We start from the raw sequence: 26,467 nt of genomic DNA on the forward strand, positions 1-26,467 counted from the left end.
CCGAGTATATTTGAATTATAACTTATTAAACATGAAGAAGAAATTATTACTGCTCGCCTGTTTTCTGATTGCAGGAACGAGTATGATGGCCCAATCCGGTTTTCAATGGAAAACGGCCAGTTCGGGCGGGTATACGTATAAATACGTGACCAATGACCCTACTCAGTCTCGTTTTTATACCTTAAAAAACGGATTAACGGTCATTTTATCGGCAAACACCAAAGAGCCGAAGATTGAATACCGCATGAGTGTCAGAGCTGGTAGTAATACGGATCCACGTACCGCAACAGGGCTGGCCCATTACCTGGAGCACCTTCTTTTTAAAGGAACTGACAAGTTCGGAACATTGGATTTTGCGAAAGAGAAACCTTTATTAGATAAAATCGACGGTCTTTATGAGCAGTATAATAAAACGACTGATCCGGCTAAACGTAAAGCTATTTATGCGCAGATTGACAAAACCTCCGGCGAAGCTTCTAATTATTCTATCGCCAATGAGTACGACAAAATGATGAAAGCGATTGGCGGTCAATCCACCAATGCACATACCTGGTATGAAGAAACCGTTTACAACGAAGATTTCCCTTCCAATGCAACCGATAAGTTCCTGGCCTTACAGGCAGAACGTTTCCGTAACCCAATTTTCCGTATTTTTCATACAGAGTTAGAAGCTGTTTATGAAGAAAAGAACCGCGGACTGGACGAGGATGCCTGGAAGGTAGAAGAGAAAACAGCAGAGTTGTTGTTCCCTACCCATAATTATGGTCAGCAGACCACGATCGGAACAGTAGCGCACCTAAAAAACCCTTCACTGATAGAAATCAGAAAATATTACAATAAATACTATGTTCCTAACAATATGGCCTTGGCCATGGCGGGAGATTTTAATCCGGATGAAATGATTAAGAAAGTAGATCAGTCTTTCTCTTTCATGCAGAATAAACCGGTAGTGCTTTATAATCCTGCTCCGGAAAAACCTCTGACAAAAATCCAGAAACTGGACATCTATGGTCCAAGTGCGGAAAGTGTAAGGCTATCTTACAGAGGCTACGCTGAAAACAGCAACCAAAGTTTATTATTGGATCTGATTTCCAGCATCCTTGCCAATGGCAAAGCGGGTTTAATCGATATCAACCTGAACAAACAGCAAAAAGTACTTCGTGCAGGTGCAGGTTATCAGCAAATGAAAGATTATGGCGTCTTTACTTTAAATGCTCAGCCTAAACAAGGACAGACTTTAGAACAGGCGAAACAATTGCTGTTAGACCAGATCAATATCCTTAAAAAGGGAGAATTTGATGAAAGTCTGATTAAAGCTACTGTGGCCAATCAAAAGTTAAGTTTATTGCAATCTTTTGATAACAACGGCTTCCGTGTAGAGGCGGTAACGAATGAATTTATCCTGAACCGTGCCAATAAATGGGACAAGTCCTTAAGCGGACAGGATGCCATGGCAAAGCTGACCAAAAAACAGGTAACAGACTTCGCCAATCAATTCTTCAAAGACAATTATGTAGTCACTTACAAACATAAAGGAGAAGACAAAAGTATCGCGAAAGTAGAGAAACCTACCATCACACCAGTGAAGACCAATGCGACAGAAACTTCCCCTTTTGCAAAAAATTTATTGGCAATGCCTTCTACAGAGATTGCACCTAAATTTCTGGATTACCAGAAAGACCTTTCTTTCGGTAAAGCAGGAATCGCGGATGTGATTGAGGTACAAAATAAAGAAAACCCTATTTTCCGTTTGTCTTACCGTTTTGAAATGGGCGCATGGAACAACAAGCTGATGCCTTATGCAGCACAATATCTTGCATTCCTGGCTACAGATAAATATAGCGCAGAACAGATCAGCAAAGAGTTTTACAATATTGCCTGTAACTATACCTTCTCGGTAAGTAACGAGGTGGCCACTATTAATATCAGCGGATTACAGGAAAACTTCGATAAGGCAGTGACTTTAGTAGAGCATATCTTAGCGAACTGTAAGCCCAACGAAACAGCCTTAGCAGGACTGAAAAGCAGAATTCTGAAATCCAGAGAAAACAACAAGCTCAATAAGGCGATGATCCTGAATGGATTGATGAGCTATGCACAATATGGCGCCAGCAACCCTTCCAACTATATCCTGACCAATAATGAAGTGAACAACATCACTTCAGCAGATCTGCTTGCTATTCTTCACAATGTGAACAACTATGAGCATAAGATTACGTATTATGGTCCGCAAAGCTTGCCTGAATTTACAGCAAACATCAGCAAGCTGCATAAACTTCCGGCTACGTTCACACCTGAGCCTCCGGTAAAAAGGTTTGTTTATACGAATAATGCAACAAATCAGGTTTACTTTGCTGATTATGATATGGTACAGTCAGAAATTAGATGGGTAAGAAATTCGGGTAAATATGAAGCAGACCTGGCGGGTAAAGTAAACCTGTTCAACAGCTATTTTGGCGGGGGTATGGGTTCTATCGTTTTCCAGACCATCAGAGAATCTAAAGCATTGGCATACTCTACTTTTGCAGTTTATTCTGCGCCGGACAGAGCGGACAAACAATATGCAATGGTGGCTTATGTAGGTAGTCAGGCTGATAAAATGAACGATGCTGTAAAAGGGATGAATGAATTGTTAAACGATCTTCCTGAATCTGCAAAATCATTTGAAGCTTCTAAGTACAATGCGATGAATGCAATTGAAACCGACAGAATTACCAAAGACGACATCATTGCCAGCTACTTTGCGAATAAAAAACTGGGACTGGATCATGATTCAAGAATCGATGAGTACAATGAACTGAAACCTTTAACCTTTACAGATATCAAAGCTTTTCATACTAATAATGTGGCCAATAAGCCTTACAATTATTGTATTGTTGCCTCTGAGAAAAATGTAAAATTAGATGACATGCAGAAATTTGGAACAGTGAACAAATTGACTTTAGAACAGATATTTGGTTATTAAGCTCTCTTTTTCAAAAGAGAAGGGCTGATTGCGTTTTTTTTTGCAATCAGCCCTTTTCTTTTTATAGGTGCTACAATGATTTGATCCAGGTCACCAGTTCATCACGGGTCTTCCCGGTTTTCTGTTGTAACTTTCCATACAACTCATCATCTTTCCCCTCTTCATATTTCAAATCGTCATCGGTAAGATCCGCATAAGCTTGTTTTACTTTACCCTTGATCTCATTCCATTTTCCTTTCAATTCTAGCTTATCCATGATCCGTTTTTTTTAATGTTTAACAATAAATAGATACCATAATAACAGGTTTTGAAAATATTTGTTTGATTTCATGTAACCATTGCCCTGTTTTGTTCATCTGGTATATAAGAGACATTCTGATTTACGAGCCAGAGGACATTCTGATTTCGAACCGATAAAAACCTATATAACTGATATGAAAAAACTATTTTACGCCTCCCTTATTTTGCTTTCCTTGTCGCAGACTTCCTGCACCATGATGGTCAAAGGCTTAGTCAAAGCAGTAGTGAAAGGATACGATAACTATACGGACATGAACGTGTCTTCGTTTCAACTGGCGGATCAGCAGGGAAAGAAACATACCTTTGCCAGCTTATATGCGGGTAAGACGGTTTACTTTTATATCTGGTCAACTTTATCAAACCGCCCTCCCGGAGAAAAAAACAAGGACTATACCGCCTTAAAGAAACGTTTTGCGAAGTATCCTGATGTTGTATTTGCTGATTTCTTTATCGGGACAGATCAGGCAGCCTGGACTGCCGATGAGCAAAAGAATGCTGGTCAAAACAGTTATTTTCTCGTTCAGGACGCGGCTTCTGAAAATTTCCTTTCTGTGTTAAAAGAATCTACCATGGTTCCCTTTATTATTGGAACAGATGGGAAGATGCTCGTCTTCAAAGGACCAAAACCAAATGATGATACCTTAGTTGACTATGTACTTTATGAAGCCAGAAACGGTATAGACGGTACAACTTCAGCAAGAAAGCTTGTCAGAGGGGTAAACAGCAACGAGAAATTCAAAACGCAGGAACTGAGAGACTGGTACAGCGGTCATTTCAACAGGAGCCCTGAGCATGTTAATTTCAGTGTATCTTCCACACAATAGGGAGTTACACGATGAAGCGCTATGGCTTAAAATAAAAATACGCAATAAAAAAGAAGCCTTCTGTTGATTTGACAGAGGGCTTCTTTTTTAGATTAAAATCTTATTTCTGCGATTTTTCGATGATTTCTTCTACTACGGCAGGATCTAACAAAGTGGTGATGTCACCAAGATTTGAAGTATCTCCTTCTGCAATTTTTCTTAAAATACGTCTCATAATCTTACCCGAACGCGTTTTCGGCAATCCTGTAACAAACAGAATTTTATCCGGTTTGGCGATGGCACCAATCACACGGGTTACCGTTTGCAGGATATCCTTACGGGTAAGGTCTGCATCTTCATGGTGGTTCGGAAAGATGACAAAAGCATAAATTCCCTGACCTTTTACTTCATGAGGGAAACCGACTACTGCGCTTTCCACCACTCCGGCATGCATGTTAATGGCATTTTCCACTTCAGCAGTACCAATCCGGTGCCCGGATACATTGATCACATCATCTACCCTACCAGTGATTCTGTAATAACCATCCTCATCCCTCAAACAACCATCACCAGTAAAATAAAGGTTCTCGTAGGTAGAGAAATAGGTTTGTTTACAACGTTCATGGTCTCCGTAAGTGGTGCGGATCATTCCCGGCCATGGAAACTTAATACAAAGGTTTCCGTTTACGCCGTTTCCTTCGATTTCTTTTCCGTTCTCATCTACCAGGATCGGTTGAATGCCCGGTAATGGTAAAGTGGCGTAACTAGGTTTGGTAGGAGTTACAAAGGCGATTGGGGAGATCATGATTCCACCGGTTTCCGTTTGCCACCAGGTATCCACAATCGGACATTTACTTTTTCCGATGTTTTCATCGAACCAATGCCATGCTTCTTCATTGATCGGTTCACCAACAGAGCCCAGTACCCGAAGGGAGCTCATGTCTATGCCATTTAAAGGTTCTTCTCCGAAGCTCATTAAAGAACGGATGGCTGTTGGTGCAGTATATAAGATGTTTACTTTATGCTTTTCTACTACCTGCCACATTCTGGAAGCATCGGGATAGGTTGGAATTCCCTCGAACATTAAGGTTGTTGCTCCCTGAGAAAGCGGGCCGTACACGATATAAGAGTGCCCGGTGATCCAGCCAATATCAGCCGTACAGAAAAATACTTCATCTTTCTGGTAGTTAAATACGTTGGAGAAAGTATATCCTGCATAGACCATATATCCGCCAATGGTATGTACTACTCCTTTAGGTTTTCCGGTGGAACCGGAGGTATATAATATGAACAACAAGTCTTCAGCGTTCATCTCTTCAGCCGGACAGTTGGTATCTACCAGTTTTATTTCATCTTCCCACCAGATATCGCGGCCTTTAAGCATAGATACCGGCGTACGGGTATGGGTTAACACGATCACACGCTCCACTGTCGGGCAACCGATCAGGGCATCGTCAATCACTTCTTTCAATTGAATTTGTTTGTTACCTCTGAAAGCACCATCGGCAGTGATGACTACCTTACATTCGGCATCATTGATCCTGTCGGCAATAGATTTGGCAGAAAACCCACCGAAAACCACAGAATGGACAGCACCGATCCTTGCACAGGCCAATACAGCTACAGCAAGTTCCGGAACCATAGGCATATATATACATACCCGATCTCCTTTTTTAACGCCGTTTTTCTTCAGCACATTGGCGAAGCGGCATACTTGTTCGTGTAAAATTTTATAGCTTAACGTGATGCTATCCTTTTGGGGATCATTAGGCTCCCAGATAATCGCTGGTTTATCTCCATTTTCTGCAAGGTGACGATCAAGGCAGTTCTCGGTAATGTTTAACTTTGCCCCTTCAAACCATTTAATGTTTGGCTCGGAGAAATTCCAGGACAATACTTTATCCCACTTTTTTCTCCACAAAAATTTGTCTGCTATACCAGCCCAGAATTGTTCGGGCTGCTCAACGCTCAGTTTATACGTTTCCTGATACTCTTCAAAAGAATTAATTTGCATGATTTGGTTTAGGTCAATAACTAAAACTCAAATATACCTTTATTAAAAAGCTAACAAAATTTTAATCGCAGGTTTTAACGCCTTTATCCGTTTTCTTTTTAAACCAAATGCCAGGTTGAATTGTCTATTATTTAACCTGACACACCTATCTATGAATAAACAATTATTCGACCAGATTTCGGACACCTTAAGACGGGCAGAACTGGCCAATCAGCATTACCGTACAGATTCCTTAAAGTGGAATCTGGATACCCATAAGGCTCAGCATCAACACCTCCGGTCCTTACTTAAGGAAATTTACGAAGTGCTCCTTCCCATTACCATTGTTTCAATGATGAAGGCCATCTCCCTTCCGGGGATTTCCGAACTGGACCTGCATGAGGTTTTACATCCTCAACTGAAAACGCCGCATAAGGCCTATGGGGTAACGGCTACATTGTATCATTTACAAGCACATAAACAGCTTTGGATACAGCAATTGGGCAAGGAAGAAAGGCCGGAACTGGTACATTATATTAACGAAGCGAGGCGTTATGTGCTACAATTTGAGCATCTTTTAGGTGATTTGGAAGAGGCGGTGGTCGTTTAATCCGTTTAAATGTTGTATATTGCGCCCCGGGAGCGTCCTCAACAGGAATCTAAGCTACAGTTCGCAACGTGCTGTAAATAAATTGAAAATATTTTAGATACCTACTTGATGATTACAAATATTTTATTGATATTTGCACACTCTTAAAAAATTAAGAAAGAACAATTAACACACTATATTTAAAGGCATGTCTAGAGTTTGTGATTTAACCGGAAAAATGGCAATGACAGGTTTTAATGTTTCTCACTCAAACGTTAAAACTAAGCGTAAGTTTTATCCCAACTTACAACTTCAGAAATTTTATATTCCTGATGAGGATCGTTGGATAACACTGAAAGTTTCTACTTCAGCTATCAAAACCATTAATAAAATTGGTATTACTGAGGCGATTAATCGCTTCATGAAAAAAGGATATTTGTAAATAACAATGGTTGATGTGAATCGACCTTAAGATTAATAAAATGGCAAAAAAAGGTAACAGAGTACAAGTTATTCTAGAGTGTACGGAGCATAAAACTAGTGGCATGCCTGGTATGTCTAGATATATCTCTACTAAAAACCGTAAAAACACTACTGAGAGATTAGAATTGAAAAAATTCAATCCAGTTTTGAAAAAGGTAACTGTACATAAAGAAATTAAGTAATACATTTAGTATTTAACTAAATACAATCTATTTAGATCATGGCAAAAAAGGTAGTTGCAACCCTCAAAACGGGAAAAGGAAAAGAATATTCAAAAGTTATTACAATGACTAAATCACCAAAAGGTGCTTATTCTTTCAAAGAAGTTATTGTTCACAACGATCACGTTCAAGATGCTATTTCTGCATCTAAAAAATAATTTTAATATTTAATTATATTAAAGCCGTCCCTTTTAAATGGGAGGGCTTTTTTTGTTTAGTTATACATTCGTATGGGTTTATTCGATTTTTTCAAGAAAAAGGAAACCGCTCCGGAAGCGCAGGAAGCTCTAGACAAGGGATTAGAGAAAACTAAAGAAGGCTTTCTGAGTAAGATCACCAAAGCAGTTGCAGGTAAGTCGACTGTGGATGATGATGTACTCGATAACCTGGAAGAAGTTTTGGTTACTTCCGATGTTGGAGTAAGTACTACCTTAAAAATTATCGACCGTATTCAGAGCCGTGTAGCTAAGGACAAGTATTTATCAACATCAGAATTGCATCGCCTGTTGCGCGATGAGATTCAACTGATGCTTTCCGAAAACAACAGCAATGATTTCCGTAAATTTGAATACGGACAACATAAACCATATGTAATTATGGTGGTTGGTGTAAACGGGGTTGGTAAAACAACAACGATCGGAAAGCTGGCGCATAAGCTGAAGGCAGAAAACCTGAAGGTAGTTTTAGGTGCGGCAGATACTTTCAGAGCGGCCGCTGTAGAGCAGATTAAACTCTGGGGTGAGCGTGTTGGGGTACGTGTGGTTGCACAGGCTATGGGCTCTGACCCTGCTTCTGTAGCTTTCGATACCTTACAATCTGCGGTAGCCAATGGCGAGGATGTCGTGATTATCGACACTGCCGGACGTCTGCACAATAAGATCGGTCTGATGAATGAATTGGGCAAGATCAAAAATGTGATGGAAAAGGTAATCCCTAATGCACCGCATGAAATACTATTGGTACTGGATGGATCAACCGGGCAAAATGCCTTTGAACAATGCAAGCAATTTACAGAGGCGACCGATGTAAATGCACTGGCCATTACCAAACTGGATGGTACCGCCAAGGGTGGTGTCGTGATCGGAATCTCCGATCAGTTTAAAATTCCGGTAAAATACATAGGCGTTGGCGAAAACGTAAACGACCTGCAATTATTTGATAAAAAAGCTTTTGTGGACAGTTTATTTAATTAAACACTATTTAAAGATCCGCTTCAAGATAAAAAACACACATGAATACAAAAACCACATCTAAGATTATCCCTGTTAAAAAACCTAAAATCAATGTAATTACTTTGGGTTGTTCCAAAAACCTTTACGATTCAGAAGTTTTAATGGGTCAGCTTCGCGGCAATAGTATGGATGTGACTCATGAATCCGATAAAATGGGTAAGGATGATATCGTAGTGATCAATACCTGTGGTTTTATCGACAATGCAAAACAGGAATCTATTGATACCATCCTGCAATACAGCGAACTTAAAGAAGCTGGAAAAATAGGAAAAGTAATCGTGACCGGCTGTTTGTCTGAAAGGTACAAACCAGAGCTGGAAGCGGAGATTACCAATGTAGATGCTTTCTTTGGCACCAACGATTTAAATAACATCTTACATTCCTTAGGTGCGAATTATAAACACGAACTGATCGGAGAAAGGTTATTGACCACTCCTTCTCACTTTGCCTATTTCAAAATCGCAGAAGGCTGTAACCGCCCCTGCTCTTTCTGTGCCATTCCTTTAATGCGTGGAAAACACGTTTCCCGCGACATGCAGGAGTTGGTAAACGAAGCAAAGATCCTGGCTGCCAACGGAACAAAAGAACTGATCCTGATCGCTCAGGACCTGACCTATTACGGTCTGGATATTTATGGAAAACGTAACCTTGATGAATTGTTAAGACGTCTTTCTGATGTTCCTGGCATTGAGTGGATCAGGTTACAATATGCTTATCCTTCCGGCTTCCCTATGGAAATCCTGGACGCAATGAACGAACGTGAAAACATTTGTAAATATCTGGATATGCCTTTACAGCACATCACAGATAACATGTTGAAATCGATGCGTCGTGGAATCACGAAACAGAAAACGATAGACATTGTGAACCAGATCAGGGATAAAGTTCCTACCATCGCCATGCGTACTACTTTAATCTGTGGGTATCCTGGTGAAACAGAACAGGATTTTGAAGAAATGCTGAGCTGGGTAGAAGAAACAAAATTTGACAGATTGGGATGTTTCACTTATTCTCATGAAGAAAAAACACATGCACACAATCTGGTAGATGATGTACCTGATGAAGTGAAACAGGAACGTGTAGATGCGATCATGGAATTACAACAAGGTATCTCATTTGATATTAATCAGGAAAAAGTTGGAAAAACCTATAAAGTTCTGGTCGACAGAAAAGAAGGTGATTTCTTTGTAGGACGTACAGAATTTGACTCTCCTGAGGTAGATAATGAGGTTTTAATTGATGCTGCGACAGGTTATGCAGCCAATGGAAGCTTTGTTAAGGTGAAGATTGACAGGGCTGAAGACTTTGATCTATATGGACAAATTGTAAAATAAAAGCGGGATGTAAGGAGTTCTGGTTTATTAACTTAAATTCGTGGCAATGCAGGCCAAATACATCTCTTACCAGGAAACAAATGCCTTCTCCTCCGCTGTACTGGATTACATCAGTGGGAAGGATCAGTTAAATGCTTTTTATAAGTATACACCGGATTTTGAAGGCTTTGCAAAGGCCATCGCCAACCGCAACTTTACAGGAAACAGGTCTACATTGACCCGGATCCTCAAAAAGCAATATTCATCTATTGAGCCTTCGGCTTTAGTAGCACACCACATTAACCTTCTGGCTGATGACCGGACTTTTACCATTACTACCGGTCATCAGCTCAATATATTCACCGGCCCTCTTTATTTTATTTATAAGATCGTTACTGCCATCAATCTTGCAAAAGAGCTGAAGGAGAAATTTCCGGATTATAATTTTGTTCCCGTATACTGGATGGCTACCGAAGATCATGATTTTGAAGAAATCAATCATGTGAAAATCGAAGACAGAATGCTGACCTGGAACAAGAAGGCGGCAGGTGCTACCGGAAGATTGAGCACAAAGGACATCACGGAAGTGTTAATCGCTTATAAAGGTTATCTCGGCATTACTGAAAATGGCTTGCAATTATCTGAAATTGTAGATCATGCTTATTCGCATCATGAAAAACTTTCTGATGCAACACGCGAACTGGTAGACGCTTTATTTGGAAAGTACGGATTGGTTTGTGTAGATGCAGATGAACATGAGCTGAAAAAGCAATTTGCGACTATTATTGAAGCCGATATAATCGGGCAACACAGCTTTAAGCATATTTCTTCCAGCAATGCTTTATTGGAAGAAAACGGATATAAAACACAGGTCAATCCGAGAGAAATCAACTTCTTTTATATGACTGATCAGCTTCGCGAAAGAATTATCGAAGAAGATCAGGTTTATAAGGTCATGAATACGGACATCCGTTTTACAGAAGCTGAGCTGCAACTGGAGATCCTTGATTTTCCAGAGCGTTTTAGTCCGAATGTAGTGATGCGTCCGGTATATCAGGAAGTGATTCTTCCAAACCTTGCTTATATTGGAGGGGGTGCCGAACTTACCTATTGGTTACAACTGAAAGCCAATTTTGACTACTATAAAATAGATTTCCCGGTATTGCTGCTCCGCAATTCAGCCTTGCTGATTGATAAACGCAGTCAGACAAGAATGCAAATTCTGGGAATTAACCATACCAATCTGTTTAAAGACCCTTTGACCCTTAAGAATGATTGGATTAAGGCACATGTGACTTTACAGTTGTCGCTGGACGATGAACAGCGTGCCATTAGTGCAGTTTTTGATCAGATCAAGCTCAATGCTTACAAGATCGACAAAACGCTCTCTCAATCCGCCGATGCGGCAAAAACAAGGGCCTTAAAGCTCATCGCCAATCTAGAGAAAAAAATGCTGAGGGCAGAAAAGCGCAGGCATGTTACTTCACTCACACAGATTGACAATTTAAAAGAAAAGTTATTCCCTACCGGAGTCTTACAGGAACGTGTGCTGAATATTGCCCCGATGTATGTGGGGTATGGAGACAACTTTATCCATTCGCTGATTCTTAATTTCAAACCACTGGACCATCAATTTACGGTTCTCTTTGCTTCATCATAATGATTTTCCATACTTTTACCGAACAAAAACTACGTCAGTTTACAGAAAGCGTATTCCTGAAAATGGGATGCCCAGTTACTGATGCGCAACTGGCTGCAGATGTCTTGTTAAAATCTGACCTGAGGGGAATAGACTCCCATGGGGTTGCCCGTCTGAGCGGCTATGTAAGGTTGTGGGAAAAAGAACGGATCAATGCAAAGCCAGATGTTAAAGTAGTCCATGAAACAGCAACTACCGCTACTGTAGATGGAGACGCAGGTTTAGGATTGGTCGTCGCTCCCTTTGCAATGAAAGTGGCCATTGAAAAGGCCAGAATTTACGGAAGCGGATGGGTGGCCGTTAAAAACTCCAACCATTTTGGAATTGCCGGATACCATGCTTTAATGGCCGTAGAACAGGACATGATTGGGATCAGCATGACCAATGCCAGTCCGCTTGTAGCCCCTACTTATGCCAATGAAAGGTTATTAGGGACTAACCCAATGTGTTATGCTTTTCCTGCGGGGAAGTATCCTCCTTTAGTGGTAGATATGGCTACCGCAGCTGCAGCGAACGGGAAACTGGAAATCGCCCAGAGGGCAAACCAGCCTATTCCTGAGGGTTGGGTACAGGATAAAGATGGCAATTCTTCTACGAGTGCACATCAGTTGAAAGATGGAGGTTCCCTCCTGCCATTGGGTAGTGATAAAGATCATGGAAGTCATAAAGGCTATGGTTTGAGCGCCACCGTAGATATTTTATCTGCAGTGCTTTCCGGGGCGAATTATGGCCCCTGGGTGCCTCCTTTTGTAGCCTTTTTAGAACCTTCGGCAAATCCGGTTGGTGAAGGCATCGGTCATTTCTTTGGTGCTATGCGAATAGATGGTTTTCGTCCGGCAGATGATTTTAAACAACACCTGGACAACTGGATTGAACGGTTTAAGTCTGCGAAGACGGTTGACCCGAATAAAAAGGTCATCATTCCAGGTGAGCCGGAATATGCTTTTGAACAAGAACGGAAGATTCAGGGCATTCCTTTGATTGATGTTGTAGTTAATGACCTGAATGAACTCGCGGTAAAGCTTGGGATCGAAAGACTTTAGTCTTTATTTGTCCAGTTCGAGGTTTTCGTCCCCTTCTTCGTATTTAAGGAAGACCATCAACATGGTCATCATTTCATCTGTTGTTTTCATGTCGTTGGCAGAGAAGACCATTTTTGGAGGGTGATTGGGATTCTTCGGATTCTCCTTAGTATTATCATAAAGTGCTTCTATGGTTAGAATCGATCCTTTTGGAATTTTTATCAGCTTTTTATACCTGTAAATTTCCTGCCATTTGAAGTCCCAGGAAGGAATAGAAACCAATTTAACAGTATCGCCCTGCGGTGTTACCGCATACGCTTTAAAAGTCTTACCCAGCAAATGCATGTGTGGCCATATGTATAGCAGGGATTGATCCTGAGGTGTTACAATTTTAAGGTTGAAGGCTTTGGTTGTATCCGCGGGAATCATAAAATAAGGTTCAATGGAGCTTTCTCCCACTCCTGCTGAGCCCAGGCTAATCACATCAACTTTTCTTTTAATTGCGGATTTGGTGAAGAAAAAATTGATACCAGACATTTCTTCTTCATCTTTACCTGTAGGGGCATAATGAATGGTTAGTAAGATTACGCCACGTTTTGGCATTACCCAACCAAAATCTTTAGGATAGGATTCAAATGAAGTTCCGGGAATCCAGCCTCCATAATAGTCCATTTTCTTTTTGAAGGGCAGGTATTGATCATATTTACTCCGGTCTGAGCCACTGAGGTCGACATAGTCTGCTCCCTGAAGGATATCTACCTCGTTTTCCACAGGATGAACGGCAAAGTTTGCATGGTGAATCACTTTTTTATTGCTGGAAACAAACTCTACAGCTTCCACGTTTTGGTCCTTAGCCAGGTCAAAAGGGATTTTAAAGACCAGGAATCTTTCTTCATTGTCGCCCTTAATAAAAAACGGCTTACTCACTTTCAGTACCGTATCTGGTTTTCTATGGTATTGCGTACCCTGAATATAGACAATAGCTGAGTTCTCTTTCGCTGATTTCTTTACTGAACCTTCGGGCATTTTACTGTCCACCCATTTCACAATCAGTTCTTTTTCTGCTTTACTCAGGGAGCGGTCATTATGGAATGTTCTGTAATTGTTATCCGGTTTCCAGGGCGGCATATAACCAGACTGTACGACGTCCTTAATAAAGGTTCCTCTTTTAGCCACGTCCTGATAGGTTAGCAAAGAAAATGGTGCGGCTTCTCCAGGTCTGTGACAAGGCGCACATTTTTGTTGAATAATCGGGGCAATATGCGTCGAAAAGGTAATTTTTTGAGCGACGATTTGATTGCAAAAAAAGAAGGAAAGAAAAATAAAAATCAGGATTCTCATAGCTATAAGAAATGTAGGAATTATATATCGTTTATCAAACAGCCAATAGGCTTGGTTTGTGACGTGGCGGGGATTCTTTGGTTTAAAACATCTTCGATGGCATTTTCAAGAAATTTCTCGGTAGTTACCTTTCTTTTTTGCCCCAGGCCGCTTGCCCAGTTGTCGATCAGTCCTCGATATGGGATAGCGCCCAGTTTAGAGATGAGGATGCTTTCAGGTGTTGTTGTGGCTTTCAAATAGTGCGTCAGTTCCTTCTTCCTGTCGATAAGCAGGTTAAAGCTTACCTTATATTCCTTTTGAAAATCATTGATTTGCTTTGCAGTATAGGCTGTGCCGGGGAATATTCCGAAAATCTGTACCTCTGTGTGTTTTTTTTGAAGCGTATTGAGCACCTGGATATAGTTTCGGCAAAGCGGACATTCCGGAGATAAAAAGACCAGCACAATTACTCTTGTCTGGGATATTGTCTCGGTTTTACCGGCGTTATTTAGTAAAGTAATACCGCTCATCTTTTTCCAGGAAATCGTTTTTAACTGCCCATTTACAGAGATTGCCAACAGCAACATGAATAGCAAGTTTAGCCCTTTTAAATAAGATGATTTCATGTCTGTATAGCTCTTTAATAAATAAAGGGTGCCATAATGGACACCCTTTATTTAATTATTATAATGTTATTTTTTGTCCCACCATACACGGCCGAACATATCCGTTGGCCCTTGTCCAAAATCAGGATCCGTTTTCATATCGTCGTATGCATTAATGATATTCTTATAATTTAAATTCCCCGGACCAGGTAATGGAAGCGCTGCTCTTCTGGGAATCTGTTGTTCTGTCCCCAAAGCAATGATCTTCTCCAGAGGGAGTGTACTTGTATGATTTGGTAATCCTGTTCTTTTATACAAAGCCCAGGCTTCAGCCGGTTGCTTAAAGAAATGCAGGTAAGCCTGAGAAGCGATCATATCCACTCCCTTGGCAGGATCGAATAAGACTCCTGGTTGAGTTAAATAGGTTGTAATCTCCTCCTGTTTGGTAGGTACATAGCTATTTTTTTCCTGTCTGTCTGTGATCAGTGCTCTGCTGGCCATATCATCATACATCTGGATACTCGCTGTAATTCCTCTTTCATACCACATTTTAGCATCATCAGCAATCACATTTCTCGCTGCAAGTTCTGCCCTCATGAAACAGACTTCTGCATAGGTTATCAGTGGAAAGAAGTTAATTCCTTTTCCGCCTTCTTCTCCAGCTGCAAATAAACGGCGTTGTAAATTGGATAAAGTATCCAGTGTAACCGGTGTTTTCACTCCTTTTATCAAGGACTCGATTTGCACACTATTGAAAAACTTAGCAAAATCCGGTGCGGAAGATACGTCTGGACTGACTGGTACACCATAATAGCGTCTGTTGTCGTATACGGCATTAGCAGGGATTTTACCTTGAGCTTTTGCCGCATCAAAGTTCTCTCTTGTAAAATAGTTAGGCTGATAGAAGTATTTCATCCTTGGATCGGAGTTGTTATACATAAAATCCACCACTCCCTTAGGTGCTCTGATGTTCTGTACAGACCAGTCTCCACCTGGCGCAAAATTTGCTGCAGTTTCAAATACCCAACTATCAGCGTTGCCAGCCATCTGCTGACCAGAACTTGCCAGGGCTTCTTGTACACGAGCAGTCATTTTCGCTGCATCTCGCTTCATCAGGCGCATTGCCATCCTCAAACGGACTGCATTCGCTGTCTTTACCCATTTTGAAACATCTCCTTTAAAAAACAGATCATTCGTGTCGAAAGAAGCCTGAGGTACAGCCGGAGTAGCAGTCAGTTTCGCAACACTCGTCTTTAAAACCTCATCTAACAAATTAAACAATTCTTCCTGTTTATTATATTTTGGTGTGAATGTACCTCCGTATTTTCCTTGAAAAGCTTCTGTATAGGGAACACTTCCATTGATATCTGAAACATAAAAAGCATAATATGCTTTTACAATATTCGTAATCGCCAATTGATGAACTCTGGTTTCCTGCTCTTCGGCCGAAAGTTTAGAAATGATATATTCTACATCAGACAATGAGGCACCTACCCCCGGGTAAAAGATGCCAAACCTTACATTTCTCATGCTGCCTGATTCAGACACAAAAGAGGCTCCGTTACCATTTAGTCCGGTAGCCATCTGCATCCAGGGCATAATTCCCCTCACGTTATCGTAGTACCACTCACTGCGGTCCTGCATTCTGACAATCGCATTCATGAATTGCTGCTCAGGTGTGATTTTATCCAGCAATTGCGGATTGGTATTCAATTCAACAAACTTTTCTTTTTTACAAGAGGATATGGAGATGCATAGCAAGCCAACAAGACCGATCCACGCTTTATAATTTATTTTCATTTTAATTTCTTTAAAATCTCGATTCAGTTACTATAAACTTCCTTTAATTGATAATGCGAACGTACGTGTATATGGAGCTCCTCCATATTCGGCAAAAGCACCGGCACTATTTGTGAATAGTCCCTCAGGGTTAATGTGATCAGGAAGGCTATTGTAGATATAGGTCAGGTTTCTGGCAATAAAGTTCAGACTCAGTCTGTTGAACCTGATTTTTTCAGCAAATTTCTTTGGCAAACTATAACCTACAGAAACTTCTCTTAAAGCTACCCATGAGTTTTCAAAAGTAGAATATTCCCTGATTCCAGTCCCCCATTGCGTTAACCTTGCATAGTGAACACGCGCACTCACCGGCTCGATTAGTCCTTTGGCAACCGCATCAGCAAAAGTTGTACCGCCCACGTTTACATTCTTGATTATTGTATTAGCGGCGAATACTCCTTCAGGAATGACACCATCATTAAATACATTACCCTGTGCGTCTTTTCTTGGCACACCACCATGATCCGCAGAACGGCCAAACAGAGAGCTTTTGAATGCGCCATAGTTAGTACCGTATTGATGTGAACCAGAAGCCATCAGACCACCAACTTTTGCATCAACCTGGAATCCTATATTAAAATCTTTAATTTTGAAGTTGTTGATCGTACTGATCGTGAAACGTTCCATCATAGAACCCAGGTTTTTATTTCCCTGACCTGCATCACCATTTCTCCAGTAACTGCCATTTGCTTTTAAAAGCTTTTGTCCATTAAGTGGATCATTAGCATCTTTACCCTGATAGCTAGCATAGCCATATCCAGTGTAAATACTTCCATATTCTTCTCCCGCTATCGCAACAGATTGCATATCATCTCCAAAAGCTCTTCCAAGCGTATAAGTTGTTACCCCTGGAGCAAGGCTGATAATTTTATTTTTATTACGTGCAAAGTTAACCGTTGAATTCCATTCGAAATTTCTGGTTCTGATTGGCGTAGCATTGATCAGGATTTCTATCCCCTGGTTTTGGATATTTCCAGCATTAATCACCCGTTTCTCCACCCCACTTGTTGAAGGCAGATCCAAAAGCAGCACCTGGTTGTAAGTGTTTTTCTTATAGAAGGAAGCGTCGATACCGATGCGGTCGTCCAGGAACCGTAATTCTGTCCCGATTTCAAATTCTTTCGTTAGCTCATTTTTAAGTTTTTCATTACCCAGCGTAAAAGACTCATATCCATATCTTGGCATCTGAATGCCATCCTTATCTGTGTAGACATCGATAAGGGTATATTTACCTTTACTTGTCTGATAAGGAGCAATGCCCAATCCGGTGTGACCATAATTTGCTCTAATTTTACCATAAGAAAGGAATCCGAAGGCAGGATTATTTTTCAAGGATTCAGTGAACAAATACGCCAGACCAACAGAAGGGTACAGATAAGAATAATCGCCTGATCCATTAGGATAAGTCAACGTAGAAGACCAGTCATTACGAATACTAACATTCAGCGTCAACATATTCTTATAGCTAATATCTCCAAATGCATAAATTGCATCGGTGCGTTGGCTTCCATCTAATCCTAAGGTCGTAATTGGAGTATTTACAGAATTAGCCATAAAAAACTTTCCAGGATCTTTTAGTCCACCGTCACTTTTAGTCGAAGTGCTATTTTTACCAAAATCCCTCACGGTCTCCGCACCAATTGAGAAGTTAAAATCCAGGTTATCACTGATCTTTTTTGAAGCATTCAGCAATGCCTGTAATCTCGTACTTTTCTGGTTGGACTGGCCAAGAACATAAGAACCGCCCTTAAAACCAGCTTCATTTCCTATATTTTTAGTTTCATTAACTGTATTGATCTGATTCATCGTTCCTCTCACAACAGCGTTTAACCAGGGGGTTATCGTAGCCGTTACATCAATATTTCCTCTCAGATTATTTTCTTTTTGCCTGTTACTTTGGGTATTCATATTGAACCATAAAGAAGATAAGTTATAAGGATCCTCCGTTCCCCTTAGCTGACCACCAATTGCATTGTCCACATACCTGTTCTTCCAATAGTTGGTGTCATAACTTCTTGGTTTTCCATAAACCAAGGCAAATATCGGGTTAGAATCATTACTCTGATTGATTGGATTTAAGGTATTACTCGTCGTATAATTTACACCCGCATCAACAGTAAATATTTTTCCCAGTTTCTGAGAACCTCTGAAGTCAATTGCATCACGGCTAAACTTGTTATTTGGCAAAATTCCTTTGTTCGTCATATTTGTATAGGAAACCCTGAAATTTGCATTGTCAGTTGCCCCTTGAAATGCGAGATTGGAATTGCTATAAACACCGTTTTTATACGCGTCAAGAATGTTATTTGGCTGAGCGTTCCAATCGATGATACGTCCATCCATGTCCCGGACTTTGCTGCCATCAAATTTCGGCCCGAAGCTCCAGATATAATTTGCTTTATCGATGTTTTGCATTCCATTTGCATCTTTAGCAAAGGTTGGATTGATACCAGCTCCGAACTCATTCTGCAAATCGAAAACACGATAAACTTCCTCTATCGTTTGAGTATGACCAAAAGAGATTCCTAATCCCTGTCCTGCTTTTCCCTTTTTTGAAGTAATCAAAAGTACACCATTCTGGGCTTTTGAACCATACAATGAACTCGCTGCAGCACCTTTTAAGACGGTAATACTTTCGTAATCATCAGCATTCAGGTTTTTCATGATATTTCCAAAATCCTGCGGCTCGTTACCATAAGAGTCGGCCCCTGTTACACCAGGTTGAATAAGTACTCCATCAATAACGATCAAGGGTTGTGTATTATTCCCTAATGAAGAATTACCCCGGATTCTCATCCTGGAAGAGGACTGAGCACCACCAGCACCCTGGCTAATTACCAAACCAGCAACTTTACCATTCAGTGCATTCACAAGATTTGGTTCATTGGAACGTGTCAGGTCCTCTCCTTTAATCTCCTGAGTGGCATAACTCAGCTTTCTGGCTTGTTTTTTGACCCCAAATCCAGTAGTCACGACAACTTCATTCAATGTCTGATTATCCTCTTGTAATACGACATTGATACTTTTTTTATCACCTACAGTGATTTCTTGCACAAGATACCCAACGAGAGAGATCCTTAAAACACTTGAAGGGCTCACCAATAAGGAAAAATCTCCGTTTCCGTTAGTCGCGGTCCCCTTCTTGGTCCCCTTTTCATTGATGGAAACACCTGGCAATGCTTGTCCCCGGTTATCTTTTACATTTCCGGTAAAAGATTGTTGTGCATAAGAGCTTATCGCAGTGGAAGTCAGCAATAATATCCAAAAGCACCGTAAGTAAATTTGTTTCATTTTTTTTGATTTAATGGTTAAAATTCCAGTCAGTTATTGGCTAATGTTTAAAATATAAAAGGTTTTAGCTAAGCATAAAATCCACATCACAAATACATGTTTATCAAATACTTATCGTAATAATTTATTTAAAATCACAATTTTCCATGACTAATGTAGCGGCTCCCAAAAGGCCTGCTTCTGTGGAAATCTCGGAAACTTGAATGTCTGTATATTCCGCAAGTCTGGGAATACAGAATTCATTGATTGCCTGTTGGACGGGTGCCATAATTATTTTACTGGCGATAGCGGCTCTGCCACTTAGTACGATTAATTTCGGATTGATGATATGAATTAGAGTCGCGAGGCCTTTTCCGATAAGGAAAGCCGCATCAGACAGAATAGAGACTGCGAGTGGATCTCCCCCTTTTGCGGCATCGAGAAAATGATCTCCAGGTAACTTGCGCTCATCTAAGAACAACTGCTCCAGGCTTGAATTTACTCCTGAAGCAATCTGAGCTTTAGCACGCTCTACTAACACGAGGATAGAAGTGTCGACTTCCAGACACCCCCTTTTTCCGCAAGCACATAATTTATTGCTTTCAGACAACGGAATATGGCTGAACTCACCAGCATAGCCACTATGTCCTCTGAACAAGCTTCCGTTAATCACCATTCCCAATCCGATACCCCAGCCTATGTTAACGACCATGACATCTTTAATTCCTTTACCTGCACCGAATTTCAACTCTGCCAATGCAATAATACTGGAGTCGTTGTCTATAAAAACAGGGATTCCAAGTGCTTTGGTCAAGTGATTTCGTAAGTTACCGTCTCCTTCTACCTTGAAAAAAGTATGGTTGATTCCGAAATCTGCATTTACAAATCCGGGCATACCTATTCCTATCCCCAGGATATTATCAATAGGAATACCGGAATTGGAAATATAATTCTTTAAGAATTGTATCAGTATTTTAGTCGCGTTAGGATATTCACTAAGCGATAGTTTCATAATTTCCGGTGCCAACTGTACCTGATTTAGTAAATCATAAATGACAACCTGGGTAACCAGCTGATCCATTGATACTGCAACAATATATCGTTGTTTTTTTTTATTTAATAGAAAAGTAAGTGCTCTTCGTCCTCCGGTGGAAGGAGCAAGGCCAGACTCAAGTACATATCCCTCCGCTACCAAATCGTTTACTGTCGTAGCAACTAAAGGAAGACTCTTATGGGTTAATTTACTTAACTCCGTAAAAGTAAGCATATTATTGTAATACAGACACTTAATCACCTCCTTACGGAGCTGATGGTATTTTTTCTTCGTCGCAGTCACAAGATCGGGTTTGTCCCTCAAACTTAAAATATTTTTTTGATAAATACGATTGACTTATTAATTTAATTTTTAAGTAAAGGAGAAAAATAAAATCATTTACATGCTAAAATTAAGATTAATGGCTGTTAAAAAAAATAAAAAATGACACAAATACCTGATTTAAAGCAAATTTAACATTATACCGTCTTCTTATATCCACTTCAGAAATCATCACAATGTATATCAATATAAAACAGACTTTTTAAGTCAGTTTAAGTTTAGGCATCCTCTTAAATTACTTTATGATCAAGGATAATACAAAAATAATAAGAAATCATCTACACAAATGAAATGTTCAATATTCCGCAAACAGCGAGATGATATGATCGGTCTATTACATCGCACATTAGCCCAAAACGTAAAGAACCCCGGAGGGTATCCTCCGGGGTTCTTTACGTTTAATGATTTTCATCTTTTTTTATCAAAAATCATACAGGAGCAAAAGGGTTCTAATTTCGCCGTTAGTTCATGACTGCCTCCCTTTAGTCAATATCCCAAAATAACTTTGTCTGTAGATTATCCTTAGCCGCAACAGCCTGATAGTTTGTACTATTAAAGGCAATTTCACTTGAAGGATAGATCCATCTATTTGGAGGAAGTTTTTGTTGACTTGAGTTATCCGGAGAGAAAACCAATGCAGGGAAATTTAACCTACGAATTTCCGACCAGCTTTCAAGGGGTTCAACGACACTATAATGTAGCCATTTTTCCGTCCCGATTAATGCTAATTTACCTGCTGTTGAAGCAGCCGAATTCCACATCACTGCAGGATTAGAAATATAGCTGTTTACTTCCAGAACAGTAGTCAGTGTCAATGGCGGGACGGCTCCATCTTTACTTAAGGTCCTTAGCCAGTAATAATAATCTATAGATTGTCTAATCCCTTTTTCATAGGAAGCCTTAGCTTGTCCGTCATTGCCTAATTTCGTATAATACTCTGCCAGCTGATAATTTACTTCCGCAGCTGTAATCAGAATCCCTGGAAAAAACTCATTTCTACTTAATGTAGACCTATTATAAATGGCCAATATACCTGCATTAATTGCATTTGTTTGTGTAGCTGCATCAAGACTCTGGTCAAGACCTGTATAAGTACCACCTGCATTTGCCCCAGGTTCAAACATAGCTCTTAACCTAGGATCAGACGAAGCTTTCATGCGATCAATCATAACCTTTCCGGCAATATTCCCATTCCAGTCTTCCAGACCTGTCTTAAATCCTTTAGCATTAATGTCACTACCCAGATCATAAACTTTTAACATCACATTATCCGCATTTTCCGCTACCAGAGGATATTTAGATTGATCTGAAAGAATGGAACTGATCTCCTGACTTGCACGTGCCTGAAATTTAGGTGTTCCAGAAACTCTTGTCAGCATACGTAAACGCAGAGAATTACAGTATTTTTTCCAAAGAGTCATGTCACCCTTATTGATTAGATCCTGAGTCTTAAAACCAGTAAGAATAGCAGGCTTCACTGTGGTAACCGAGAGCTCATCTGCAATTTTCTTAAGGTCATCTAACATAGCGGTATAAATATCCTCTGCACTTTGATATTTTGCATAAGAAGCACCATAATTTCCATTATTAGTGCTCAACTTACCAGCATCTGCCCAAGGGATATCACCATGTAAGTCGACCACCTTTTGGGTATGATCATAAAAATATATAGATGCAGCCATCATATAGATGCGTTTGTCAGCTTGCTCTTCTGGAGTTAACTTTGAGTATACTTTTTCCAACTCACGAAACTGAGCCAGGAAATTGTAATAGTTATTCCATCTGTCTGTTATAGCAGCTCCACCAGGAGCATATTGTCCCAATGAGTTTGCCCAGCCCACAGCTTGCGTATAATGATTTACAGAGGTACGCAATACTACAAAGTAATTCCAATAACTAGGTACTACATATTCCCTATTGGTATAAATAATACCTGAAAATTGCTTTTCTACAGTCGTACTCTCAATTGTTGAAGGATCTGAATAGGCATCTTCAAAACTCGATTTCTTACAAGAGACAACAAGTATCGCTGAGATAACTGTCATCGTTATTAATGATAATATCTTTTTCATGTCAATTTTTTTTTTAAACTTTTACTAATAAATTAAAAGTTAGCGCGCAGCATTACGCCAAAAGTCCTCGTTGCAGGATTGGAGCCCGCATTATTAACTGTCTGGTCCCATCTTGAGCCAGAAGTCATCTGCTCAGGATCCAAGTCTTTAAGCGTTCTGTACAAGAAGAACAGGTTCCTTCCAAAGGCAGAAATCTGCAATTTTTTAGCGCCTATTTTACTTGAAAGGGATGTTGGCAAGCTATATCCCAGCGAAATCTCTCTCATCTTTATATATGAATTTTTCTTTACGTATAATTCATACCTTGATGAACTGTATTGAGGACCTCCCCAGTTATAAGTATTCCAATAATAATAAGCCTGGGAGATTACATTAGTATTTGGTGAACCATCAGCCGTTACTCCATCCATTACCATACCATCATGATAAACTTTTTGACCAGTCGGACCTTTATCGGCATTAGTTAGTATTCCTTTACCTGAAGCATCTAAATAATAGGCAAGCCCCCCGTGTTCAGCATCCATATTAGTTAAACTCTCCTCTAATAAGCCTCGGCTAATCATCCAGTTAATTCCAGTCGGCATAACATGCCCTCCAAACCGGAAGTCAAGCAACACATCTAATGAGAAATTTTTATAGACAAAATTATTAATAAAACCACCAACAATTTTAGGCATTGCATTACCGGCTTTTATCATCTTATTTGCATCCAGCTGGTAGAGTCCATCAGCTCCAACAATTTTTGCCCCTGAATTATCTGTAGCAACAGGGTGCACATAGATGTCTCCCATAGGCTGGCCTACAATTGATTTCAACTGCGCTGCATTACCATCATAATCCACATGTAACAGCTCATTTGAACCGTTTGCCAGTTTTTCAACTACGTTCTTATTTTTGGAGAAGTTAATTCCAGTATTCCAGGTAAAACTTGAAGATTTGATTGGAACTCCTGTTATACCAACTTCAAGTCCTTTATTCCTTAATGTACCCACATTTGCAAGTAGGGTACTGGCACCGGAAGTATAAGGTAATGTAAGACTAAGTATTTGATTCTTGATCTGCGCATTGTAATAAGAAATATCTAATCCTAAACGGCCACTTAAAAACTTCGCTTCTAAACCAAATTCATATTCCGTCTTGCGTTCCGGCTCAATAAGCTCATTACCATATCCTGATGGGATAATCGTATAAAGGACAGAATTAGTTGGTCCCTGTGCCCCTAAAGTATTCTGAGTATAGGCGACATTTGCTTGATATATGGATGGGTAATTACCAACAATTCCCCAGGAAGCCCTTAATCTACCATAGTTCAAAAAAGAAGGCATTTTAAATGCTTCGGAGAATACGAAACTCGAATTTACTGAAGGATAAACGAAGCTATTGTGTTCAGGGTTCATGGTAGAGGTTCTGTCCCTGCGCACTGTTCCTTCAACAAAAAAGTAATCCTTATAGTTGGTACTCAAAGTTCCTATAAGTGCGTCTTTCACAAGTTTATTACGATAATTGAGACCTTGATTACCTCCAATGGTATTAACAGAAGCTTTTAAATCATACCAATTCTCAACACTTAATCCTCCATTTGTTTCTCTCTGTATTGAAGTCGTTAATTCTCTTGTTGCAGTAAGCCCTCCCAATACACTCACTTTAAAATCAGGTGATATTTGTTTCGAATAGGTTAGTAAAGCATCACCATAAAGAATTCTACTATTATAATTTGAAAGGCCAAATGAACCGGTATTCTCGAAAGCCAATGGCTTGGTATTAGGGTTAGCACTCTCAATCTTTCTAGTAGTGATATCAGTAGAAAGTCTGGTTCTCAATTTCAAGTCATCAATGATTGACCAGGTGTTGGTTAAACTACCAATCACACGGTCACTGAATTCATTTTCCTGATTTTCTCTTACATTCCAGATATAGTCGGCAACATCTGCTTTAAATCCAGGGTAGATTATATTTTCTCCTGGAGTCAGACTTTCAGTTCCGGCACCCGTCACAAACTTATAGCCACGACTTGTTTTGTAACGTGCATAGTACCAGTCAGGATTATCAAACCTGCCGATCATTCCTGTAAAATTATTGATCATTCTGTCTACCATAAACGGACGGTTATGCGTATACTGATTAATATAATTAACCAATAGATCCGTGGTAAATTTCTTTCCCAATTTAAAAGAGGTATTCAGGTTAGCAATATTCTTTTCATTTTTAGCGCCGTAGCTCACACCTTCATTGTCTTGTCTTGTTAATGAAAAACGAACATTAGCATTTTCTGTCGCATGTGACACTGCGACATTTATGTTAGAATTTTTTGCTGTCTGAAAGAATTTGGCATAATTGTCCTTTTGTGCTTCATAAGGTCTGATTTGACCATCCCAAGCCAATGTAGGCTTCCCATCAAATTTAGGTCCGAAATTTATGGAAAAATTGCCTACACCTCTTGTCTCCTTAATTCCATCACCATCTAAATCCTGGTATAAAAACCCTTCATCATCCTGACCGCTGTTAGAAATGTAGTTATGAATCCCAGGCCCTCTTACATCCTGATACCTTGGTAAATAAGCAACTTTATCATTTGAGTAATTTGCATTAAAATCGATATTAAATCCTTGAGTCCCTTTACCACTCTTAGTAGTGATTAATACCACTCCGTTAACCGCTTCGGAACCATACAAAGCAGCAGCCGAAGCACCTTTCAAGATAGATAGACTTTCAATGTCTTCAGGATTAATATCCAGCAAGCCATTACCTCTCATGCGTTGATCACCCCAATAATTGTTATTATTGAATTCCCCATCTCTGATTGGGACACCATCCAATACAATAAGAGGTTGCGTCTTCCCTGTTATCGAATTGACTCCTCTGATATTGATATTGACACCGCTAGTTGCACCACCGGTAGCCGAAGCGATACGAACTCCTGGAGCCTTACCATACAATGCAGATGCAAAGTTCGTAGCTCCAGCCTTTGTAATGTCCTTTGCGGACACAGTATTTACGGAGTATCCCAAGGATTTAGCTTCACGCTTTACACCAAGCGCCGTCACCACCACTTCGCTTAATGCATTAGCATCTTCCGCCATTGTTACATTTAAAATAGATTTTTGTCCTACAGTAATTTCCTGTATTACCAGTCCAATAGCGGAAAAAGTTAATACCGCACCTGGTTTCACTGAGATAGAAAACCTTCCGCTACCATCAGTAGCTGTCCCATTTTTACTGCCCCTTTCAATAACACTAACACCAGGGATGGGCTGCCCTGATTTCTCAGTTACCGTTCCGGTAACTTTTTGCTGCGCATAAGCGGATATTGTTATTACGCTTAATAACAAAACTGCCATACACTTTAAGTACATGTGTTTCATCTTC

At 40.1% G+C, this 26,467-nt stretch carries 19 protein-coding genes; 10 read left to right on the forward strand and 9 right to left on the reverse strand.

Going from position 1 to position 26,467, the window contains the following annotated elements:
- Positions 1–31: 31 nt before the first annotated feature.
- A complete protein-coding gene (locus BLQ87_RS26530; protein WP_074612011.1) occupies positions 32–2,965 on the forward strand; it encodes a M16 family metallopeptidase in 2,934 nt (977 codons plus the stop codon).
- 70 nt (positions 2,966–3,035) lie between these two features.
- Here BLQ87_RS26530 and BLQ87_RS26535 read toward each other — a convergent pair whose 3' ends face one another.
- The gene (locus tag BLQ87_RS26535; RefSeq protein ID WP_073229720.1) at positions 3,036–3,221 is read right to left on the reverse strand and encodes a CsbD family protein; all 186 of its coding nucleotides are present in this window, start codon (positions 3,219–3,221) and stop codon (positions 3,036–3,038) included.
- Positions 3,222–3,399: 178 nt separating this feature from the next.
- Between BLQ87_RS26535 and BLQ87_RS26540 the strand changes: the two genes are divergently transcribed.
- On the forward strand, positions 3,400–4,089 hold the full coding sequence (locus tag BLQ87_RS26540) for a hypothetical protein (RefSeq protein ID WP_143010558.1): 690 nt from the start codon (positions 3,400–3,402) through the stop codon (positions 4,087–4,089).
- A gap of 100 nt (positions 4,090–4,189) precedes the next feature.
- Here BLQ87_RS26540 and acs read toward each other — a convergent pair whose 3' ends face one another.
- The gene (gene acs, locus BLQ87_RS26545) at positions 4,190–6,082 is read right to left on the reverse strand and encodes an acetate--CoA ligase (protein WP_074611948.1); all 1,893 of its coding nucleotides are present in this window, start codon (positions 6,080–6,082) and stop codon (positions 4,190–4,192) included.
- A gap of 151 nt (positions 6,083–6,233) precedes the next feature.
- Here acs and BLQ87_RS26550 point away from each other — a divergent pair, with 151 nt between their 5' ends.
- The 8 genes from BLQ87_RS26550 (at position 6,234) to BLQ87_RS26585 (ending at position 12,641) form a co-directional block, all read left to right on the forward strand.
- Positions 6,234–6,671 carry a hypothetical protein gene (locus BLQ87_RS26550; protein ID WP_074611949.1) on the forward strand — a complete coding sequence of 146 codons (438 nt, stop codon included), beginning with the start codon at positions 6,234–6,236 and terminating at the stop codon, positions 6,669–6,671.
- Between the two features lie 187 nt (positions 6,672–6,858).
- Complete coding sequence (rpmB, locus tag BLQ87_RS26555) at positions 6,859–7,092, forward strand: 50S ribosomal protein L28 (RefSeq protein ID WP_039866682.1); 234 nt, start codon at positions 6,859–6,861, stop codon at positions 7,090–7,092.
- Positions 7,093–7,132: 40 nt separating this feature from the next.
- On the forward strand, positions 7,133–7,315 hold the full coding sequence (rpmG, locus tag BLQ87_RS26560) for a 50S ribosomal protein L33 (RefSeq protein WP_008242799.1): 183 nt from the start codon (positions 7,133–7,135) through the stop codon (positions 7,313–7,315).
- Between the two features lie 38 nt (positions 7,316–7,353).
- On the forward strand, positions 7,354–7,512 hold the full coding sequence (locus BLQ87_RS26565; RefSeq protein ID WP_073229713.1) for a DUF4295 domain-containing protein: 159 nt from the start codon (positions 7,354–7,356) through the stop codon (positions 7,510–7,512).
- 72 nt (positions 7,513–7,584) lie between these two features.
- Positions 7,585–8,547, forward strand: coding sequence for a signal recognition particle-docking protein FtsY (gene ftsY, locus BLQ87_RS26570; protein WP_074611950.1), 963 nt, complete (start codon positions 7,585–7,587; stop codon positions 8,545–8,547).
- Between the two features lie 38 nt (positions 8,548–8,585).
- Positions 8,586–9,920: a 30S ribosomal protein S12 methylthiotransferase RimO gene (gene rimO, locus BLQ87_RS26575; protein WP_074611951.1), complete on the forward strand. Its 1,335-nt coding sequence runs from the start codon at positions 8,586–8,588 to the stop codon at positions 9,918–9,920.
- Between the two features lie 46 nt (positions 9,921–9,966).
- Positions 9,967–11,559: a bacillithiol biosynthesis cysteine-adding enzyme BshC gene (gene bshC / locus BLQ87_RS26580; RefSeq protein ID WP_074611952.1), complete on the forward strand. Its 1,593-nt coding sequence runs from the start codon at positions 9,967–9,969 to the stop codon at positions 11,557–11,559.
- A complete protein-coding gene (locus BLQ87_RS26585; RefSeq protein ID WP_074611953.1) occupies positions 11,559–12,641 on the forward strand; it encodes an Ldh family oxidoreductase in 1,083 nt (360 codons plus the stop codon). The genes bshC and BLQ87_RS26585 overlap by 1 nt, the downstream gene beginning before the upstream one ends.
- A 3-nt stretch (positions 12,642–12,644) precedes the next feature.
- Here the strand turns inward: BLQ87_RS26585 and BLQ87_RS26590 are convergent, their stop codons facing one another.
- From BLQ87_RS26590 to BLQ87_RS26620, 7 genes are all read right to left on the reverse strand, one after another.
- The gene (locus tag BLQ87_RS26590) at positions 12,645–13,961 is read right to left on the reverse strand and encodes a calcium-binding protein (RefSeq protein ID WP_074611954.1); all 1,317 of its coding nucleotides are present in this window, start codon (positions 13,959–13,961) and stop codon (positions 12,645–12,647) included.
- Between the two features lie 20 nt (positions 13,962–13,981).
- Positions 13,982–14,566 carry a redoxin domain-containing protein gene (locus BLQ87_RS26595; RefSeq protein ID WP_083362067.1) on the reverse strand — a complete coding sequence of 195 codons (585 nt, stop codon included), beginning with the start codon at positions 14,564–14,566 and terminating at the stop codon, positions 13,982–13,984.
- A gap of 66 nt (positions 14,567–14,632) precedes the next feature.
- The gene (locus tag BLQ87_RS26600; RefSeq protein WP_074611956.1) at positions 14,633–16,345 is read right to left on the reverse strand and encodes a SusD/RagB family nutrient-binding outer membrane lipoprotein; all 1,713 of its coding nucleotides are present in this window, start codon (positions 16,343–16,345) and stop codon (positions 14,633–14,635) included.
- A gap of 30 nt (positions 16,346–16,375) precedes the next feature.
- The gene (locus tag BLQ87_RS26605) at positions 16,376–19,675 is read right to left on the reverse strand and encodes a SusC/RagA family TonB-linked outer membrane protein (protein ID WP_074611957.1); all 3,300 of its coding nucleotides are present in this window, start codon (positions 19,673–19,675) and stop codon (positions 16,376–16,378) included.
- Between the two features lie 124 nt (positions 19,676–19,799).
- Positions 19,800–21,011 (reverse strand): ROK family protein, encoded by a 1,212-nt coding sequence (locus BLQ87_RS26610; RefSeq protein WP_245723937.1) that lies wholly within the window; start codon positions 21,009–21,011, stop codon positions 19,800–19,802.
- 500 nt (positions 21,012–21,511) lie between these two features.
- Complete coding sequence (locus BLQ87_RS26615) at positions 21,512–23,074, reverse strand: SusD/RagB family nutrient-binding outer membrane lipoprotein (protein ID WP_216857865.1); 1,563 nt, start codon at positions 23,072–23,074, stop codon at positions 21,512–21,514.
- A gap of 59 nt (positions 23,075–23,133) precedes the next feature.
- Entirely contained in the window at positions 23,134–26,463 is a 3,330-nt protein-coding gene (locus BLQ87_RS26620) for a SusC/RagA family TonB-linked outer membrane protein (protein ID WP_074611959.1), read from the reverse strand.
- Positions 26,464–26,467: the final 4 nt, after the last annotated feature.

This window comes from Pedobacter steynii (genome assembly GCF_900103665.1).
Taxonomy (GTDB): Bacteria; Bacteroidota; Bacteroidia; order Sphingobacteriales; family Sphingobacteriaceae; genus Pedobacter; species Pedobacter steynii.

Coding starts and splice junctions, on each gene's coding strand:
- acs (WP_074611948.1), bottom strand. CDS start 6,082: ATGCAAATTAATTCTTTTGAAGAGTATCAGGAAACGTATAAACTGAGC.
- BLQ87_RS26585 (WP_074611953.1), top strand. CDS start 11,559: ATGATTTTCCATACTTTTACCGAACAAAAACTACGTCAGTTTACAGAA.
- BLQ87_RS26590 (WP_074611954.1), bottom strand. CDS start 13,961: ATGAGAATCCTGATTTTTATTTTTCTTTCCTTCTTTTTTTGCAATCAA.
- BLQ87_RS26600 (WP_074611956.1), bottom strand. CDS start 16,345: ATGAAAATAAATTATAAAGCGTGGATCGGTCTTGTTGGCTTGCTATGC.
- BLQ87_RS26540 (WP_143010558.1), top strand. CDS start 3,400: ATGAAAAAACTATTTTACGCCTCCCTTATTTTGCTTTCCTTGTCGCAG.
- BLQ87_RS26605 (WP_074611957.1), bottom strand. CDS start 19,675: ATGAAACAAATTTACTTACGGTGCTTTTGGATATTATTGCTGACTTCC.
- ftsY (WP_074611950.1), top strand. CDS start 7,585: ATGGGTTTATTCGATTTTTTCAAGAAAAAGGAAACCGCTCCGGAAGCG.
- rpmG (WP_008242799.1), top strand. CDS start 7,133: ATGGCAAAAAAAGGTAACAGAGTACAAGTTATTCTAGAGTGTACGGAG.
- BLQ87_RS26595 (WP_083362067.1), bottom strand. CDS start 14,566: ATGAAATCATCTTATTTAAAAGGGCTAAACTTGCTATTCATGTTGCTG.
- rpmB (WP_039866682.1), top strand. CDS start 6,859: ATGTCTAGAGTTTGTGATTTAACCGGAAAAATGGCAATGACAGGTTTT.
- BLQ87_RS26550 (WP_074611949.1), top strand. CDS start 6,234: ATGAATAAACAATTATTCGACCAGATTTCGGACACCTTAAGACGGGCA.
- rimO (WP_074611951.1), top strand. CDS start 8,586: ATGAATACAAAAACCACATCTAAGATTATCCCTGTTAAAAAACCTAAA.
- BLQ87_RS26565 (WP_073229713.1), top strand. CDS start 7,354: ATGGCAAAAAAGGTAGTTGCAACCCTCAAAACGGGAAAAGGAAAAGAA.
- BLQ87_RS26615 (WP_216857865.1), bottom strand. CDS start 23,074: ATGACAGTTATCTCAGCGATACTTGTTGTCTCTTGTAAGAAATCGAGT.
- bshC (WP_074611952.1), top strand. CDS start 9,967: ATGCAGGCCAAATACATCTCTTACCAGGAAACAAATGCCTTCTCCTCC.
- BLQ87_RS26620 (WP_074611959.1), bottom strand. CDS start 26,463: ATGAAACACATGTACTTAAAGTGTATGGCAGTTTTGTTATTAAGCGTA.
- BLQ87_RS26530 (WP_074612011.1), top strand. CDS start 32: ATGAAGAAGAAATTATTACTGCTCGCCTGTTTTCTGATTGCAGGAACG.
- BLQ87_RS26535 (WP_073229720.1), bottom strand. CDS start 3,221: ATGGATAAGCTAGAATTGAAAGGAAAATGGAATGAGATCAAGGGTAAA.